16 protein-coding genes are annotated in these 16,588 nt (G+C 61.5%); 3 read left to right on the top strand and 13 right to left on the bottom strand.

Annotation, left to right across the window (positions count from 1 at the left end):
- Window positions 1-17 precede the first annotated feature (17 nt).
- Genes LIY45_RS17570 through LIY45_RS17560 form a run of 3 tightly spaced genes read right to left on the bottom strand, consistent with a single transcriptional unit; the run spans window position 18 to window position 3,762 of the window.
- A complete protein-coding gene (locus LIY45_RS17570; protein ID WP_226477052.1) occupies window positions 18-1,481 on the bottom strand; it encodes a D-aminoacylase in 1,464 nt (487 codons plus the stop codon).
- A gap of 1 nt (window position 1,482) precedes the next feature.
- A complete protein-coding gene (locus tag LIY45_RS17565) occupies window positions 1,483-2,343 on the bottom strand; it encodes a MurR/RpiR family transcriptional regulator (RefSeq protein WP_017478511.1) in 861 nt (286 codons plus the stop codon).
- Window positions 2,344-2,358: 15 nt separating this feature from the next.
- The gene (locus LIY45_RS17560) at window positions 2,359-3,762 is read right to left on the bottom strand and encodes a gluconate:H+ symporter (protein WP_226477051.1); all 1,404 of its coding nucleotides are present in this window, start codon (window positions 3,760-3,762) and stop codon (window positions 2,359-2,361) included.
- 192 nt (window positions 3,763-3,954) lie between these two features.
- Between LIY45_RS17560 and LIY45_RS17555 the strand changes: the two genes are divergently transcribed.
- A complete protein-coding gene (locus tag LIY45_RS17555) occupies window positions 3,955-4,347 on the top strand; it encodes a lysozyme inhibitor LprI family protein (protein ID WP_017478509.1) in 393 nt (130 codons plus the stop codon).
- A 129-nt stretch (window positions 4,348-4,476) separates the two neighbouring features.
- On the opposite strand, the gene LIY45_RS17550 is transcribed toward LIY45_RS17555, so the two are convergent.
- The 5 genes from LIY45_RS17550 to LIY45_RS17530 all read right to left on the bottom strand — a co-directional run bounded on the left by LIY45_RS17550 (window position 4,477) and on the right by LIY45_RS17530 (window position 9,538).
- A complete protein-coding gene (locus LIY45_RS17550; RefSeq protein ID WP_226477050.1) occupies window positions 4,477-5,922 on the bottom strand; it encodes a SulP family inorganic anion transporter in 1,446 nt (481 codons plus the stop codon).
- Window positions 5,923-6,130: 208 nt separating this feature from the next.
- Window positions 6,131-7,024 (bottom strand): NAD-dependent epimerase/dehydratase family protein, encoded by an 894-nt coding sequence (locus LIY45_RS17545; RefSeq protein WP_226477049.1) that lies wholly within the window; start codon window positions 7,022-7,024, stop codon window positions 6,131-6,133.
- 104 nt (window positions 7,025-7,128) lie between these two features.
- A complete protein-coding gene (locus LIY45_RS17540; protein WP_226477048.1) occupies window positions 7,129-8,025 on the bottom strand; it encodes a LysR family transcriptional regulator in 897 nt (298 codons plus the stop codon).
- Between the two features lie 40 nt (window positions 8,026-8,065).
- Window positions 8,066-8,656, bottom strand: a complete 591-nt coding sequence (locus tag LIY45_RS17535) for an NAD(P)H-dependent oxidoreductase (protein ID WP_226477047.1) — start codon at window positions 8,654-8,656, stop codon at window positions 8,066-8,068.
- Window positions 8,657-8,773: 117 nt separating this feature from the next.
- A complete protein-coding gene (locus LIY45_RS17530; protein WP_226477046.1) occupies window positions 8,774-9,538 on the bottom strand; it encodes a sulfite exporter TauE/SafE family protein in 765 nt (254 codons plus the stop codon).
- Between the two features lie 183 nt (window positions 9,539-9,721).
- Here LIY45_RS17530 and LIY45_RS17525 point away from each other — a divergent pair, with 183 nt between their 5' ends.
- Window positions 9,722-10,618 (top strand): LysR substrate-binding domain-containing protein, encoded by an 897-nt coding sequence (locus LIY45_RS17525; RefSeq protein ID WP_226477045.1) that lies wholly within the window; start codon window positions 9,722-9,724, stop codon window positions 10,616-10,618.
- Here the strand turns inward: LIY45_RS17525 and LIY45_RS17520 are convergent.
- Together LIY45_RS17520 and kynU are read right to left on the bottom strand one after the other, a co-directional pair.
- Window positions 10,564-11,970, bottom strand: coding sequence for an amino acid permease (locus LIY45_RS17520; protein ID WP_017478502.1), 1,407 nt, complete (start codon window positions 11,968-11,970; stop codon window positions 10,564-10,566). The genes LIY45_RS17525 and LIY45_RS17520 overlap by 55 nt on opposite strands.
- A 165-nt stretch (window positions 11,971-12,135) precedes the next feature.
- Complete coding sequence (gene kynU, locus LIY45_RS17515) at window positions 12,136-13,386, bottom strand: kynureninase (protein WP_226477044.1); 1,251 nt, start codon at window positions 13,384-13,386, stop codon at window positions 12,136-12,138.
- Between the two features lie 142 nt (window positions 13,387-13,528).
- Here kynU and LIY45_RS17510 point away from each other — a divergent pair, with 142 nt between their 5' ends.
- A complete protein-coding gene (locus LIY45_RS17510) occupies window positions 13,529-14,002 on the top strand; it encodes an Lrp/AsnC family transcriptional regulator (protein ID WP_003212305.1) in 474 nt (157 codons plus the stop codon).
- Between the two features lie 106 nt (window positions 14,003-14,108).
- On the opposite strand, the gene catA is transcribed toward LIY45_RS17510, so the two are convergent.
- From catA to LIY45_RS17495, 3 genes are read right to left on the bottom strand one after another with little or no spacing between them, the layout of a single operon-like run.
- Window positions 14,109-15,038, bottom strand: coding sequence for a catechol 1,2-dioxygenase (catA, locus tag LIY45_RS17505; protein ID WP_226477043.1), 930 nt, complete (start codon window positions 15,036-15,038; stop codon window positions 14,109-14,111).
- Between the two features lie 42 nt (window positions 15,039-15,080).
- Window positions 15,081-15,371 carry a muconolactone Delta-isomerase gene (gene catC, locus LIY45_RS17500; protein WP_003212310.1) on the bottom strand — a complete coding sequence of 97 codons (291 nt, stop codon included), beginning with the start codon at window positions 15,369-15,371 and terminating at the stop codon, window positions 15,081-15,083.
- Between the two features lie 16 nt (window positions 15,372-15,387).
- Window positions 15,388-16,512: a muconate cycloisomerase family protein gene (locus LIY45_RS17495; protein WP_226477042.1), complete on the bottom strand. Its 1,125-nt coding sequence runs from the start codon at window positions 16,510-16,512 to the stop codon at window positions 15,388-15,390.
- Window positions 16,513-16,588: the final 76 nt, after the last annotated feature.

The raw sequence follows: 16,588 nt of genomic DNA, 5'->3' as shown, positions 1-16,588 counted from the left end.
GTGTTTGAGAGCGGCCACTATACGGCCGCAAACCCCTTACGCAAATCCCCGTTCCGCGCCAGGAATCGTCCAGGCCGCTGCCCGTTCGCTTGCCCGTCGCAGTAACTCAACACGCCATTGACCCACACACTGTCAATCCCTTCCGCCGCGCGCTGGGGCTCCTTGAAGTCCGCCACATCCCGCACCCTCAGCGGGTCAAACAGCACCAGGTCCGCCCAGTGCCCTTCACGGATTTCACCGCGCTCGGCCAGGCCAAATCGCGCCGCCGACAAGCCAGTCATCTTGTGCACGGCGGTGTGCAGCGGGAACAAGCCCAGGTCTCGGCTGAAATGCCCGAGCACCCGGGGAAACGCGCCCCACAAGCGCGGATGAGGAAACGGGTCTTCCGGCAAACCATCCGAACCAATCATCGACAGTGGATGCGCCAGGATGCGCTGCACGTCGGTCTCATCCATCCCGTAATACACCGCCCCGGCGGGTTGCAGGCGACGGGCTGCGTCCATCAGCGGCACCGCCCACTCGGCGGCGATGTCCTGCAAATCCCGCCCGCCCATTTCAGGGTGCGGCGTGGACCAGGTGATGGTGATGCGAAACGCATCGGTGACTTGCTTGAGGTCCAGGGTCGAAGAGCTGGCCGCATAGGGATAGCAATCACAGCCCACCGGATGCGTCTTCGCCGCATGTTCCAGAGAAGCCAACAACTGCGGGCTGCGTCCCCAGTTGCCAGCACCCGCGCACTTGAGGTGGGAAATGATCACCGGCGCCTGGGCATGGCGGCCGATCAGAAACGCCTCGTCCATCGCTTCCAGCACCGGTTCGAATTCGCTGCGCAAATGGGTGGTGTACACCGCGCCGAACGCCGTGAGCACTTCACTCAGTTGCAGCACTTCATCGGTCTCGGCGTTGAACGCGCTGGCGTACGCAAGGCCGGTGGACAAACCCAGGGCACCGTGCGCAAGACTCTCCTGCAACTGCACGCGCATGGCGGCAATTTCACCGGGCGCGGCAGTACGGTGCAAGTCGTCCATATGGTTGCTGCGCAGTGCCGTATGACCGATCAGCGCCGCCACGTTCACCGCCGGGTGGGCGTTTTCCACCGCCGCGCGGTAATCGGCAAAACGCGGATAGGCGAAGGCGTCGCGCTTGCCCAACAGGTTCATCGGGTCCGGCGGATCGGCCCTCAGGCTGACCGGCGAAGCACTGATGCCGCAGTTGCCGACGATCACCGTGGTCACCCCCTGGCTGAGCTTGGGCAGCATCTGCGGGTGACGGATCACCACCGTATCGTCGTGGGTGTGCACGTCGATAAACCCCGGCGCCAATACGCGCCCGGTGGCGTCGATTTCATGCTCGGCGCTGTCCCGGGACAGGTCGCCGATCTTCTCGATACGCCCCTCGTGCAACGCCACATCGGCGACATAACCGGGGGTGTTGCTGCCATCAATGATCAGCGCCTGGCGGACCAACGTGTGGTACTTCATTTCAATCTCCAAGCGGCAGGCTGTCGGGGCCGCCGCGATAATCGTCCAGGGCCAGCTTGATCCGTCGCAGGCGTTCCTGGTTGTCGTCCGGCATGGCCAAGGCCAGCTCGGTGGCGAGCACGTCGATGGCCAACAGCATTCCGTAGCGCGCCGCCGTTGGCTTGTAGATAAAACTGGTTTCCGCCGGTTGCAGCGGCAGCAGCACATCGGCCAACTGCGCCAGCGGTGAATCCGGCAAGGTGATGGCGATGATTTTTGCGCCGTAGTTACGCGCCAGCGCCACCACGCCCAACACTTCCGGGGTGATGCCGGTCAGCGAACACACAATCAGCGCATGTTCCGGGCCCAGGGTGGCGGCGGTCACGCGCATCATCACCGGGTCATGGCAGGCGGCGATCGAGTAGCCCAGGCGCACCAGGCGCACTTGCAACTCATCGCTGCACAGGCTCGATGGCCCGCCCATGCCGAACGCGTGGATCATCCGCGCATTGCCCAGCAGACTCACGGCGTCGACAAAGCTGCGCTGGTTGAAACCGGACAAATGCCGGCGCAACGTCGATTCGATATCGCTGAGAATCTGCCGGTGAAACGCCGACTGCTCAGGCAGGCCCGCCGGGTCGAGAAACCGGCTGCCGACGCCGCTGGCCTGGGCCAGTTGCAGGCGCAGGTCCCGCAAGTCGCGGCACCCGACGCTGCGGGCAAAGCGCGACAAGGTGGCGGTGCTGACCTCGGCCCGTTGGGACAACGCTTCCAGGCTGGCGGACGCAGCAAAGCCGACGTCATCAAGCATCAACTTGGCGATACGCCCTTCGCCGGCGCTGAAGGAATCCTGGCGGGCGCGGATCTGGTAGAGGATGTCCATCGGGTCGGCTCCGGGTTACAAAATGCAGGACAGGCCATAAGTCAGACCGAAGGCGACCACCGAAATCAGGGTCTCCAGCACGGTCCAGGTCTTGAAGGTCTGGATCACCGTCATATTGAAGTATTCCTTGATCAGCCAGAAGCCGCCGTCGTTCACGTGGGAAAAGATTACCGAACCCGCACCAGTGGCCAGCACCAGCAATTCCGGATGGGGATAACCCAGCCCCATCGCAACGGGCGCAACCACGCCCGAGGCAGTGGTCATGGCCACCGTGGCCGAGCCCGTGGCGATACGCATCAACGCGGCGAACAGCCACCCCATTACCAAGGGCGACAAGTTGAAGGCATGGGCCAGGCCGAGGATTTCATTGGTGACGCCGGCATCCACCAGAATCCGGTTAAGACCGCCGCCCGCCCCCACCAGCAAGGTGATGCTGGCGGTCGGTGCCAGGCATTCGTTGGTGAACTTAAGGATCGATTCGCGGTTGAAGCCCTGGGCCAGACCGAGGGTCCAGAAACTCACCAACGTCGCCACCAGCAGCGCGATCACCGAGTTGCCGATAAACAACAGAAACTGGTTGAACGCGGTGCCCGGTGTGGAAATCAGGTTAGCCCAGCCGCCGATCATCATCAGCACCACCGGCAACAGGATGGTGCCCATGGTCAGGGCGAAACTCGGCAAACGGGTACGCGGTTCGCGGTCGATGAACTGGTGTTCCAGCGGGTTTTCCGCTGGCAGGTGAATGTGCGGCACGATGAACTTGGCGTATAGGGGACCTGCAATGATCGCGGTCGGAATACCGATCAAAATCGCATACAACACCGTCTGCCCGACCGACGCGTTATAGGCCAACACCGCCATCATCGCCGCCGGATGCGGCGGCACCAACGCATGCACCACCGACAAGCCAGCCACCATCGGCAGTCCGACCATCAGGATCGATACGCCCACCCGCCGCGCCACGGTAAAGGCGATCGGCACCAGCAACACAAAACCGACCTCGAAAAACAGCGGCAGCCCCACCAGGAACGCGATACACACCATCGCCCAGTGGGCATTCCGCTCGCCAAACCGATTGATCAGCGTGCGCGCCACCTGCTCGGCGCCGCCGGACTCGGCCATCATCTTGCCGAGCATCGTCCCCAGCGCGACCACCAGCGCAATATGCCCCAGCGTCTTACCGACGCCGGCCTCGTAGGAGCCCATGATCGTATCCGCCGGCATCCCGGCCAACAGCGCCAGGCCGATGGACACCAGGGTGATGACGATAAACGGGTTGAGCCGGTAACGCGCGATCAATACGATCAATGCAATGATGGCGATGGCGGCGTAGATCAGCAGCCAATACCCCGGTGATGCGGCCATGCGGTACTCCTCGGAAAGGGTCACGTCGAATAGGTTGTGAAAGTCATAAATCATTACCGAGGTGGATTTTCAATTTTCATGAAAGTAATTTTCGCCCACAGACAAGCCCTGTCGCACAGGGATATGCCCCGGGTCAGTGGATGAAAATTCGGGGGGCGTTCTTACATGAAGATCGCCGGGCTGGAAACTCAACTGCGCAGGCCGAGTCTTAGACTGCACACCGACTCATGACCAGGAAAACCCAGAATGAATCGTAAACACCTGCTTGTTCCTTTCGCCGCCGGCGCGCTGTTGCTGGCCTTGGGCGGCACGGCGTCGGCCGACGAGAACGCGGCGCTGAAAAAATGCATGGACGGCGCCAACACCACCGCCGACATGGTCGATTGCAACGCCAAGGAAACCAAGGTGCAGGACGCACGCCTGAACACCGCCTACAAAGCCGCCATGACGGCGATGGAAGGCAACCGCAAGCAACAATTGCAAGACGTGCAACGCCAGTGGATCAAGTTTCGCGATGCCAACTGCGGCTTCATCGGCTCGGCCACCGGCGGCACCATTGATCAGGTCAACGGCTCGGGCTGCGTGCTGGACATGACCCAGACCCGCGCCCAGGAATTGGAAAACCTGGTCGGCCCATGATCGTCCCCACGCTCTGCGTAGGAATGCATCCTGTGACGCTCCGCGTCACGACTTTAAGAGCGGACGCGGAGCGTCCATAGCGGCATGCCCACGCAGAGCGTGGGAACGATCATCGCACCTCAACAACGGTCAGTCGTGCTGCACCCGCGCACGCTTGAGCAGTTTGCGGCAACGCTCGGACAGGTGCAGCACCCGCAGATGCTTGCCGGCCTTGGCGTAGCGCTCCCGCAGGGTCATCAACGCAGCAATCGCTGAATAGTCGACGAAGCTCAAGTGACGGCAATCCAGCGTCACCTGGGCCGGATCGTTCGCCGGGTCGAAACGGTTCAGGAATGGCGTGGTCGAGGCGAAGAACAACGTGCCGTGCACCCGATAGAGCTTGCTGCCGTCCGCTTCCATATGCTCATCCGCGTACAGCTCACGCGCTTGCTGCCAGGCAAAGTTCAGCGCCGCAATCACAATCCCGCACAGCACCGCCGTCGCCAGATCGGTGAACACGGTAATCACCGTCACCGCCATGATCACCAGCACGTCGTTGAGTGGCACCTTATTGATCACCCGCAGGGACGCCCAGGCAAACGTCTGCTGGGACACCACGAACATCACCCCCACCAGCGCCGCCAGCGGAATGCGCTCGATCAGCGGTGACAGAAACAGAATGAACAGCAGGATCATCACCCCGGCGAACACACCGGAAAACCGCCCGCGCCCGCCGGAGCTGAGGTTGATCACGGTTTGCCCGATCATCGCGCAGCCGCCCATGCCGCCGAACAAGCCCGAGACCATATTCGCCGCGCCCAGGGCCACGCTTTCGCGGTCGGGATAGCCGCGGGTTTCCGTAATTTCGTCGGTGAGGTTGAGGGTCAGCAGGGTTTCCAGCAGACCGACCATGGCCATCAGGATCGCGTAGGGCGCGATGATGTGCAGGGTTTCGAGGGTCCAGGGAATCTGTGGCAACGCAAAGGTCGGCAGGCCACCGGCGATGTGGGCCATGTCGCCCAGGGTTCGGGTCGGCAAGCCAAGCAGGTACACCGCCAGTCCCACGCCGAGGATCGCCACCAGGGCCGGCGGCACGGCACGGGTCAGGCGCGGCAGCAGGTAGACGATAGCCATGGTGGCAGCGACCAGCCCGGTCATCACGTACAACGGCGTGCCGCTGAGCCAGGTGTCACCGCTCTTGAAGTGCTCCAACTGCGCCAGGGCAATGATGATCGCCAGGCCGTTGACAAACCCGAGCATCACCGGGTGCGGCACCATGCGCACCAGCTTGCCCAGGCGCAACAGGCCGAAGGCGACCATGATCAAGCCGCCCAGCAACACCGTGGCCAGCAGGTACTGCACGCCGTGCTGCACCACCAGTGCAACGATCACCACCGCCATCGAACCGGCGGCACCAGAGACCATACCGGGCCGGCCGCCGAACATCGCGGTGAGGGTGCAGATGATGAACGCGCCATAGAGGCCCATCAGCGGGTTGAGGTGAGCCACCAGGGCAAAGGCGATGCATTCGGGCAGCAAGGCAAAAGACGTGGTGAGTCCGGCCAGGGCGTCGGCGCGCAGACGGGTGAGGTTCATTGAAGTACCGGGGGAGTTGCGAGGGATAAGGTGGGGGATGGTACGGAATTGGGCGGGGTGGGGCTAGTGTTGGGTAAGACAGTTAGACCGAGTCGCCCCTTTCGCGAGCAAGCCCGCTCCCACATTTGACCGCATTCCAAAGTTGGAACTCGGTTAAGTGTGGGAGCGGGCTTGCCCGCGATGGGCTCAACTCGGTATCAAGCGAACATCACACCATCTCGTTGCGAATCCACTCAACGACGGAGGTCCGCTTCGGCGCCCACCCCAGCAATTCCCGCGCATGCTTGCCACGCACCCGGCTGTTGGAACCCAGGCCATAGTTGGCCATTTCATAACCCCACTCGGCTTCGGCATCGGCCAATGGCCAATCCTGCGGTTTACCCAGCTTCAGCGCTTCGGCAATCGCGGCAGTCATGTCGACAAACGCCGCCTCGCCACTCTCCACAAAGTAGAAAGTGCCCGGCACATTCTTTTCCAGCGCCAGCAGGTACAGCGCGACTACGTCCTCAATGTGTACGTTGGACCAGATGTTCTGCCCGGTGCCTACATGACGAACCACGCCACTTTTACGCGCCTGTTTGAGCAAGCGCGGCAACTGCACGCTGTCGCGCTTAACGCCCAGGCTGTGACCGTAGATCAGGGTGTTGCAGATCACCGCCGAGTTCACACCATCTTGGGCGGCAGCAAGAATCAGGTTGTCGATGGCCACGCGAGCGGCCTTGTCGACAGTCGGCTCCGGCAAGTTGTCTTCGAAGTAGATGACATCGCTGGACTTACCGCCCGACGCATCGCCGACGATGCTCGAACCGCTGGTGTGCAGGAAGGTTTTGTTGGAACCGCGCAGCGCGGCCAGCAAGGTTTCCACGGCGCCGCGATGGTCGCTGCTGGCGGCGTTGATCACGGCGCCTGCTTTCTTCGCTTGCTCGGTCAACAGCGCACTGTCATCCAGCGTGCCGATCACCGGCGTGATGCCCAATGCGGTCATTTCTTCAGCCTGCTCGGCGCTACGCACCAGGCCGGTGACGTTATGGCCGGCCTTCACCAAGCCAGTGGCGATGGAGCCGCCGATAAAACCGGCAGCGCCGGTAATGAATACGTTCATGGAGGTGTCTCCCTGCGTGAGTAATGGATGGCGTCAGTATTGCGGACCTATCCATGCGGAATAAGTCCGTATTGCCCAATTCACTCTTGCGCAGGGGTCACGAATCAGCTGGCGTAGCTCGCCAGCTTGCCCTGGATAAAGTCCAGGAAACACTGGATGCGCAAGGCCAACTGCGAGTTGCGGTAGTACACCGCGTTGATCGGCTGGCGATAGCCGCTGTTGAACTCGGCCAGCACCGGTATCAGGCGCCCGGTCTGGATGTCCTGAGCCGTCATGAAGTCCGACAGACAGGTGATGCCCTGCCCTTCCAGTGCCAGTTGGCGCAGGGTTTCACCGCTGGAGGCGGCAACGCCCGGTTGGATCTGCCAGCGATCCCCGTGCACATGGCGCAGTGGCCAATGGTTCAGGGTTTCGGTCTGGGTGAAACCAAGCAAGGTGTGTTCGGCCAGTTCGGCAACGGTGGTGGGCGTACCGTGCTGTTTCAGGTAAGCCGGGCTGGCGAGGATATGCAGCGGGCTGCAACCCAATGAGCGGGCGTGAAGGGTCGAGTCGGCCAGGGCACCGATGCGGATCGCGATGTCAGTGCTCTGCTCCAGCAGGTCGATGATCAGGTCGTTGCTGTTCAGCTCCAGTTGGATGTCCGGGTACAGGCCACGAAACTCGGCGATGTACGGCACGATCGCATGCAGCATGAACGGCGACGCCGCGTTGATCCGCAGGCGCCCCGAGGGGGTTTGCTGGCGCGACGACAGGCGCTCTTCCAGGTCGTCCATTTGCTCGAGGATCACCTTGGCCCGCTCGAAGAAATACTTGCCCTCTTCGGTCAGGTCCATGCGCCGGGTGGTGCGGTTGATCAGGGTGGTGTCGAGCTTGGCCTCCAGGCGCGACAAGGTACGACTGACCGCCGACGGCGTCTGCCCGACCTGTTCGGCCGCGGCGGAAATCGACCCGCATTCAATCACGCAGACGAAGATCTGTAGCTCATCGGATCGGGCTTTCAACGTGAATCCTCTTATAGCGGCTGCACGGATACTAGCCGCATTACAGACTCAGGTTAAACACCTGTGCCAGATGCTGCTCATACCGCGCCACGTCGGCTTCGATGGCCGGGCGCTTCATCACGTCCACGCACAGGAAGGTTGGCAGGCCGGTCATGCCAAGGAATTCGTTGGCTTTGTGGAACGGGAAATACACCGCGTCCACGCCCCTGGCTTCGAAGAAGTCGGTAGGGTCGTCAAAGGCTTGTTGCGGTGCGTTCCAGGTCAGGGACAGCATGTATTGCTTGCCCTGGATCAGGCCGCCGCTGCCGTATTTCTGCGAAGCATCGGAGCGGGTGCGGCCGTCGCTGGCGTAGAGGCTGCCGTGGCCTTCGGTGAAGACTTCGTCGATGTATTTCTTGACGATCCACGGCGCGCCCATCCACCAGCCGGGCATCTGGTAGATGATCACGTCGGCCCAGAGGAATTTGGCGACTTCTTCGGCTACGTCGTAGCCGGCGTCGATGTGGGTTTCCTTGACATCGATGCCACCACGGTCGAGCACCGCCAGCGCCGCTTCATGCAGGGTGCTGTTGTAGCGGCCGTCGGAGTGAGCGAATTTTTTACCGCCGTTGAGCAAAAGAACTTTCTTCATGGGGCGTGCCTAAAGATTAAAAATGTCTGAAGGCAGCGTAACGAGGCTGATGCTTTGGAATAAGAGTCGGAAAGGCAAAATACATTTGATTAAAAAGCACGAATCGACATTTGATTATTAACCACTGATCAGCAGATGACCTCCCAGCGCAGCCATGCCGACAAAGAACACCCGCTTGAACAGCACGGCACTGATGCGCTGGCGCAGGGCCTGGCCCAGCCACATCCCGAGCAGCGCGGGAAGCAGCGCCAGCAACGAGGCGTTCAATTCGCCACCGCCCAGGCTGCCACGCCAGAACAGGCCGGCCGCCAGCGCCAGGGTCGACACGGTGAACGACAGCCCCAACGCCTGCACCAGTTGATCGCGATTCAAACCCAAGGCTTGCAGATACGGCACCGCCGGGATCACGAACACCCCGGTGGCCGAGGTGATAATCCCGGTCAGTACGCCGCACAACGGTCCCAGCCACCGCTCGGTGGCCGGGCTCACCTTGAAGGTCGCCAGAAACAACCCGCTTAGGGCATACACCAGCAATGCCCCGCCTAACGCCCGCACCACCCAATGCCCGCCGTCCATGCCCAGCCACAACGAGCCCAGCCCGGTGCCGAGGAAAATCAGCAGGAGCATCGGCCACAGGCGTTTGATCAAGGCACTCAAATGGCCGCCAAAGGCCAGTTGCCAGAGGTTGGTAACCGTCGACGGGATGATCAGCAATGCCGCAGCCTGCGCCGGCAGCATAGCCAGGCCAAGCATGCCCATGGCGACAGTGGGCAAGCCCAGACCGATGACGCCCTTGACCGTGCCGGCCAGCAGGAAGGTGCCGATCACCAGCAATGTCAGGGCCGGGCCGAGGTTTTGGTAGAACGTGATAAAAGTATTCATGGGCTGATTTTGCGCGCCTGGATGACGCCTGAAAATTCGCCATATACTGAGGCAGCCTCTTGTTTTTCATGAGGCTGATGACGTCATCGCGGGCAAGCCAGCTCCCACAGTTGATCGCATTCCAACTGTGGGAGCTGGCTTGCCTGCGATGAGGCCGGTCCATCCACTCGGAGATCCCCAGCCATGCACTTTGACCTGATCGACCTGCGCCTGTACCTGCACATCCTCGACACCGGCAACATCACCGCCGGCGCCAGCCGCAGCCACTTGTCCCTGGCGGCGGCGAGTGCGCGGATCCGGGCGATGGAAGCCTCCCTGGGCATCGAGTTCCTGGAACGTGGCCGCCGTGGTGTCACCCCGACTGCAGCGGGTAAAGCCCTGGCCCGTCACGCCCGCCTGCTGCTGCAGCAAGCCGAGCACCTGCAACAAGACCTCGCGGAATACGCCAACGGTGTCAAAGGCCAGGTACGCCTGCTGTGCAACACCACGGCCCTGAGCGAATACCTGCCGGAATTGCTGGCGGACTTTCTGCGGGAACACCCCAACCTCGATATCGACCTGCAGGAACTGCCAAGCCTGCGTATCACCCACGCCTTGCGCCAGGGTGCGGCAGACTTGGGGATCATTTCCGATGCGGTGGACACCCACGGCTTGCAGACCCTGCCCTTTCGCGACGACCCGCTGGTGCTGATCATGCCGCTGGATCACCCGCTGGCCGCGCGCACCGTGAGTTTTATCGACAGCTTGCAGCACGACTACGTAGGCCTGGCCGCCGACAGCGCGCTGGCGGTGTACCTGGAAGAACAGGCGCTGCACGCAGGCTTTCGCTTGCAGACCCGCATCCGCGCGGACGGGTTTGATGGGTTGATTCGCATGGTCGCCCGGGGCGCCGGGCTGGGGATCGTGCCCCTGGCCGCGCTGGAGCGCTGGCCGTTGGAACGGCGCTTCGAGGCCCAACCCCTGACCGAGGATTGGGCCTGTCGCAAACTGCTGTTATGCGCGCGCGAGTTCGAGCAATTGCCGGGTTATGCCAAAGCCTTGTTCGACGCCTTGGCCGCGCCCTTGCGGAAAAATACGTAGTACACCAGCGACAGAATCAGCAGGAATGGCACCCCGAACACCAGCGTCATCTTGAACGCATCGGTGAAGAACGTGGTGACCATCACCGCGCCCATCAGCACCAGGCCCAACAACGTGCTGTAGGGAAACAGCGCCAGTTGGAACGACAGCTTCGGCCCGCCGTGACGCGTGCGGTAGCGGCGGAAAAACAGGTGCGTGAGGAAGATCATGAACCAGGTGAAGATCGCGCCAAACATCGAGATCGCCATCATCAAGGTGAATGAGCTTTCCGGGTATACCACGTTCAGCAGGGTTGCCAGGGCAATACCCGAGCTCGACAGCAGCAAGGCGTTCAACGGAATCCCGCTCTTGCTCAAGGCGCCCATGGACTTGGGCGCGAAGCCGGCGCGGGACAGGCTGAACATCATGCGGGTGGTGATGTAGAGCTGGCTGTTCATCGCCGACAAGGCGGCGATCAGAATCACAAAATTCATCACCCCGGTGGCGCCGGGAATGCCGATGGTCTGCATCACCGTGACGAACGGGCTCTGGGCATGGCCGGCCTGGTTCCACGGTACGATGGCGAGCATCAGCGCCAGGGTCAGCAGGTAGAACACCACCAGCCGCACGATGGTCGCGCGAAAGGCTTTTTTCACCGCCTGTTCCGGATCGGCCGCTTCACCCGCGGCCACCGCGATCATCTCCACGCTCAGGTAGCTGAAGATCGAGACGATCACCGCGATCCACATGCCGCTCAACCCGTTCGGGAAAAAACCACCGTGGGCGGTGTAGTTCTGCACGCCGTAATCCGGGTTGCCGGAGCCAAACACCACATACACCGCGAGGATGATGAAACCGACGATGGCGCTGATCTTGATCGTGGAAAACCAGTATTCAAAGTTGCCGAAGGTCTTGACGCTGATGGCGTTGAGCACGATCAACACGCTGGAGAACGAGACGATCCACACCCATTCCGGCACGTTGGCGAACCAATACTTCATGTACATCGCCACCGCCGTGACCTCGGCGCCCACCGCCAGCACAATCGCCGCCCAGTAGGCATAACGCACCAGGAACCCCGCCAGCGGGCTGACGTAGAACTCGGCATACGCGCCGAACGAGCCCGAGGTGGAATGGGCCACGGTCATCTCCGCCAGGCAGCCCATCAACAGCAAGGTGATCAGCGCGCCAATGGCATAGCTGACCAGCACGCTGGGCCCGGCATAGCCGATGGCGTAGGCACTGCCCATGAACAGCCCGGTGCCGATGGCACCACCGATGGCGATCATGCTCATCTGGCCGGAAGTGAGCTGGCGCCGCAGGCCCAGTTCGCGATTGGTTATTTCGGCAAAGCCTTGGTCTGGCGTGGTCACGTGGCGTGCCCCTTTATTATTGTGATTGCACTGCTTTCTGGTTGAAACACTGTCCCCTGTGGGAGCGGGCTTGCTCGCGAAAGCGGTGTGCCAGTCAATACATCAGAGACTGATGGACCGCATTCGCGAGCAAGCCCGCTCCCACATTTTTTGCTCTGCGTTTACTCAGGTGACGCTGTGGCGCACTTTGAATTGCGGTTGATCCCAGGTTTCCTGATCGAGAATCTCACCCAGGATTTCCACCGCATCCCACACTTCAGCAAAGCTGGTGTACAGCGGGGTAAAGCCGAAACGCATGATGCGCGGCTCGCGATAATCACCAATCACGCCGCGAGCGATCAAGGCCTGGATAACCGCATAACCTTCCGGGTGTTCGAAGCTGACGTGGCTGCCACGTCGGGCATGTTCACGCGGGGTAATCAGGGTCAGGTCGTGGGCGGCGCAACGGCTTTCCACCAACGCGATAAACAGGTCGGTCAACGCCAGGGACTTAGCGCGCAAGGTGGCCATGTCGGTCTGGGCAAAAATATCCAGGCCACATTCCACCATCGCCAGCGAGGTAATCGGCTGGGTGCCGCACAGGTAGCGGGCGATGCCCTGGCTCGGCGCATAACGCGATTCCATAGCGAACTGGCGGGTATGCCCGAACCAGCCCGAGAGCGGCTGCGTGACCACATCCACCAGCGCCGGATTCACCCACACAAACGCCTGGGAGCCCGGTCCGCCGTTGAGGTATTTGTAGGTGCAACCAATCGCATAATCGGCACCGGCCTGATGCAGGTCGATCGGCACCGCGCCCGCCGAATGCGCCAGGTCCCAGATCGCCAGCGCGCCACATTCATGGCTCAACGCGGTCTGGGCCTGCATGTTGTACATGTAGCCGGTCTTGTAGTTGACGTGGGTGAGCATCACCACGGCCGTGTCCTGGTCGATGGCTTGGGGCAGTTCGTCCGGGCTGTTGACCAGCCGCAGGGAGTAGCCCTGTTGCAACAGTTCGGTCAGGCCTTCGGCGATGTACAGGTCGGTGGGGAAGTTGCTCGCTTCGCTGACGATCACCTTGCGGCTTGGCGCGCGTTCGCGCTGCACGGTCAGTGCCGCGCTGAGCACCTTGAACAGGTTGATGGAGGTGGTATCAGTGATCACCACTTCCCCGTCGCGGGCGCCGATCAGCGGGGCCAGGCGGTTGCCCAGGCGCAGGGACAGGTCGGCCCAGCCGGCGCTGTTCCAGCTGCGAATCAGGCCATTGCCCCATTCCTCGGCGATCACCGCTTGCGCCCGCGCCAATGCTGCCACCGGGCGCGCACCGAGGGAGTTGCCGTCGAGGTAGATCACCCCAGCGGGCAAGGCGAATTGATTGCGCAATGGCGCCAGCGGATCCTGGGCGTCGAGGGTCAGGCAATGGGTGCGGGTGGTCATGGTCAGTCCTGTTTTTGTAGTAACAATGAGCCAAATAATGAACGAAGCTTTAGAGAATTTTCGTGCAAAGTGGTGGGCAACAGGCTAATTAAGCTGTAGGAAATTCGAATTTAGCCCCCAAACACGCGGATTTATTCTAACCATGATTCTCGACGCTACCGACCTGCGCCTTCTGCATTTCCTGCAACAGGATGGCCGTATCAGTAACCAGGAACTGGCGGAGAAAGTCGCCCTGTCGCCGTCAGCCTGCCTGCGGCGTTTGCGCCTGCTGGAGAGCGAGGGAATCATCAGCGGGTACCGGGCGGTGCTGAACGCCGAGCAACTGGGGATCGAGCTGGAGGCCATCGTCCACCTGTCGTTGCGTCAGGATGTGGAGGACTGGCACGAGACGTTTATCAAGAAGGTGCAGGGGTGGCCGGAAGTGGCCAGTGCGTATGTGATTACCGGGGCAAGCAATTATGTGCTGCGGGTGCAGGCACGCAACCTCAAGCACTTTTCGGATTTCATTGTGAACCACCTGAACCGCACGGCGGGGGTGATGGATATTCGATCGGAGATCGTGTTGCAGAAGATCAAGGATCGGGATGATCTGCTCGACCTGGTTGTTCGCAAGTAGCACGAACACCCCACATCAAAGGTGGGAGCTGGCTTGCCTGCGATAGCGGTGTGTCAGTCACCACCGCTATCGCAGGCAAGCCAGCTCCCACCTTTTTTTACCGCGTTCAGTCTTCGAGTGCGCGCACTCGCTGCATGCGCTTTTGTTCTACCGGCGCTGCCGCAGGCTGCAACTCGAAGTCAAAATCAATCTGCGCAAACTGCCCTTCCACCCCAAATTCCTTCGCCAGATTCGCGTCCTCGCTGAAGCGAATTTCGGCGATCAATTCATCCCGCGTCGCATAGGCAAAATCATCGTGCAGGTACGGATCATCCGACAGGTTGATCTGCGTGGTCAGGTGCCGATGGCCCGGCGCCGAGATGAAGAAGTGGATATGCGCCGGCCGCTGGCCATGGCGCCCCAACTGGTCCAGCAACTGCTGGGTCGGGCCGGTCGGCGGGCAGCCATACCCCGACGGCACGATGCTGCGAAAACGGTAGTTGCCCTGGGCATCGGTCTCGATCCGCCGACGCAGGTTGAACTCCGACTGCGTGCCGTCAAACCACGAATAGGTGCCGCCCGTGTTGGCCTGCCACACATCGACAATCGCCCCCGCCAGCGGCTTGCCGTTGGTGTCGCGCACCTGGCCTTGCATGAACAGCGGCACGCCCGGATCGAGGCCGTCATCCAGCCGCGCTTCGTATTTGGACAGCGGCGCACCGGCCACATACAGCGGGCCTTCGATGGTGCGCGGGGTGCCGCCGGATTTGCCGGCTTCCTCGTCCGCGGCGTCCATCAGCATGTCCAGGTAATGCTCCAGGCCCAGGCCGGCGGCAAGCAACCCGGCTTCCTGGTGCTTGCCCAGTTCATTGAGGTAGTTGACCGCCCTCCAGAACTCTTCCGGGGTCACTTCCAGGTCTTCGATGATGTTCACCGTGTCCCGCAGGATCCGGTAGATCAGCGCCTTGGTCCGTGGGTTGCCGCCGTCGTTCAGGTTGCCGCTGGCTTCTTCGAGAAACTGTTGGGCGTGAGCAGTCTGGGAAAGTCGGATGGTCATGGTGCAATCCTCATCTTGTAATTATTAGGTGAAAAAACAGACTCAGCGATCATCCTCACGGATCGACGATGGGTGCCGGCACAGGGCATTCACTTCGATGGCCATGTAAGGATAAAGCGGCAGTTGCATCAGCAAGTCATGCAGTTCCTGCACGCTGTCGACATCGAACACGCTGTAGTTGGCATACAGCCCGGCGATGCGCCACAAATGGCGCCATTTGCCTTGCTCTTGCAGCCGCTGGGAGAAGGCTTTTTCTTCAGCCTTTAGGCCAGCAGCGCGCTCGGGGTTCATGTCGACGGGCAGGTTCACGGTCATTTTTACGTGGAACAACATCACAAGTGTCCTCGGGTTATTTATCGCGACGGAAGAACGCCAGGCGCTCTTCATCAATGGCCAGGCCCAGGCCCGGAGCGGTGGAGACATGCAGGTGGAAATCGCGGTACACCAGCGGCTCGGCGAGGATGTCTTCGGTGAGCAGCAGCGGGCCGAACAGCTCGGTGTCCCACGCCAGTTTGTTCAAGGTGAGAAAGGCATGGGCCGAGGCCAGGGTGCCGATACCGCCTTCGAGCATGGTGCCGCCGTACAGGCCGATGCCCGCCGCTTCGGCAATCGCCGCGGTGCGCAATACCGCGCGCGGGCCGCCGTTTTTGGCGATCTTCAGGGCGAACACCGAGGCCGCGCCTTCGCGGGCCAGGTTGAAGGCGTCTTCCACACATTCGATGGATTCGTCGGCCATGATCGGCGCCGGGCTCGACAGGTTGAGCCGGGCCATGCCGCCACGGTTGTTGCGCGAAATCGGTTGTTCAATCAGGTCGATGCCGTTGTCACCCAACACCTTGCAGGCGCGCAGGGCCACGGCTTCGTCCCAGGCCTGGTTGACATCGACCCGCACACTGGCGCGCTCGCCCAAGGCTTTTTTGATGGCGATGACGTGGGCCAGGTCCTGGCTGACTTCACCGGCACCGATCTTCAGTTTAAAGATGCGGTGGCGGCGCAGGTCGAGCATCTTCTCGGCCTCGGCGATGTCTTTTTCGGTGTTGCCACTGGCCAGGGTCCAGGCCACTGGCAAGGCGTCCCGCACGCGGCCGCCGAGCAGCTCGCTGACCGGCAAATTCAGGCGTTTGCCGAGGGCGTCGAGCAAAGCGCTTTCGATGCCCGACTTGGCAAAGGTGTTGCCCCGAATGCTGCGCTCCAGGCGCAACATGGCGGCATTGATGTTGCTGGCGTCCTGGCCAAGCAGCAGCGGCGCGAAGTGCCGGTCGATGTTGATCTTGATGCTGTCGGGGCTTTCATTGCCGTAGCTCAGGCCGCCGATGGTGGTGGATTCACCGATGCCTTCGATGCCGTCGGCGCAGCGCACACGGATGACCACCAGGGTCTGGTTCTGCATCGTGTGCATCGCCAGCTTGTGCGGGCGGATGGTAGGAAGGTCGACGATGATGGTCTCGATCGACTCGATGGCGCAAATCGGCATGGCAATACCCGTTGGGTTCTTTATAGATTTGGCCTGATTCTGTTCCGGATCTCTGCTGGCTTCCAATATAGAATGA

This window comes from Pseudomonas sp. MWU16-30323, from assembly GCF_020515595.1.
In the GTDB taxonomy this organism is placed as follows: Bacteria; Pseudomonadota; Gammaproteobacteria; order Pseudomonadales; family Pseudomonadaceae; genus Aquipseudomonas; species Aquipseudomonas yamanorum.
The sequence above is the reverse complement of the archived record's forward strand: the minus strand, read 5'-3'. Positions and strand labels throughout refer to the sequence as shown.

Bases quoted from the DNA above. Each gene is read 5' to 3' on its own strand.
- LIY45_RS17570 (WP_226477052.1), bottom strand. From the start codon at position 1,481: ATGAAGTACCACACGTTGGTCCGCCAGGCGCTGATCATTGATGGCAGC.
- LIY45_RS17565 (WP_017478511.1), bottom strand. From the start codon at position 2,343: ATGGACATCCTCTACCAGATCCGCGCCCGCCAGGATTCCTTCAGCGCC.
- LIY45_RS17560 (WP_226477051.1), bottom strand. From the start codon at position 3,762: ATGATTTATGACTTTCACAACCTATTCGACGTGACCCTTTCCGAGGAG.
- LIY45_RS17555 (WP_017478509.1), top strand. From the start codon at position 3,955: ATGAATCGTAAACACCTGCTTGTTCCTTTCGCCGCCGGCGCGCTGTTG.
- LIY45_RS17550 (WP_226477050.1), bottom strand. From the start codon at position 5,922: ATGAACCTCACCCGTCTGCGCGCCGACGCCCTGGCCGGACTCACCACG.
- LIY45_RS17545 (WP_226477049.1), bottom strand. From the start codon at position 7,024: ATGAACGTATTCATTACCGGCGCTGCCGGTTTTATCGGCGGCTCCATC.
- LIY45_RS17535 (WP_226477047.1), bottom strand. From the start codon at position 8,656: ATGAAGAAAGTTCTTTTGCTCAACGGCGGTAAAAAATTCGCTCACTCC.
- LIY45_RS17530 (WP_226477046.1), bottom strand. From the start codon at position 9,538: ATGAATACTTTTATCACGTTCTACCAAAACCTCGGCCCGGCCCTGACA.
- LIY45_RS17525 (WP_226477045.1), top strand. From the start codon at position 9,722: ATGCACTTTGACCTGATCGACCTGCGCCTGTACCTGCACATCCTCGAC.
- kynU (WP_226477044.1), bottom strand. From the start codon at position 13,386: ATGACCACCCGCACCCATTGCCTGACCCTCGACGCCCAGGATCCGCTG.
- LIY45_RS17510 (WP_003212305.1), top strand. From the start codon at position 13,529: ATGATTCTCGACGCTACCGACCTGCGCCTTCTGCATTTCCTGCAACAG.
- catA (WP_226477043.1), bottom strand. From the start codon at position 15,038: ATGACCATCCGACTTTCCCAGACTGCTCACGCCCAACAGTTTCTCGAA.
- catC (WP_003212310.1), bottom strand. From the start codon at position 15,371: ATGTTGTTCCACGTAAAAATGACCGTGAACCTGCCCGTCGACATGAAC.
- LIY45_RS17495 (WP_226477042.1), bottom strand. From the start codon at position 16,512: ATGCCGATTTGCGCCATCGAGTCGATCGAGACCATCATCGTCGACCTT.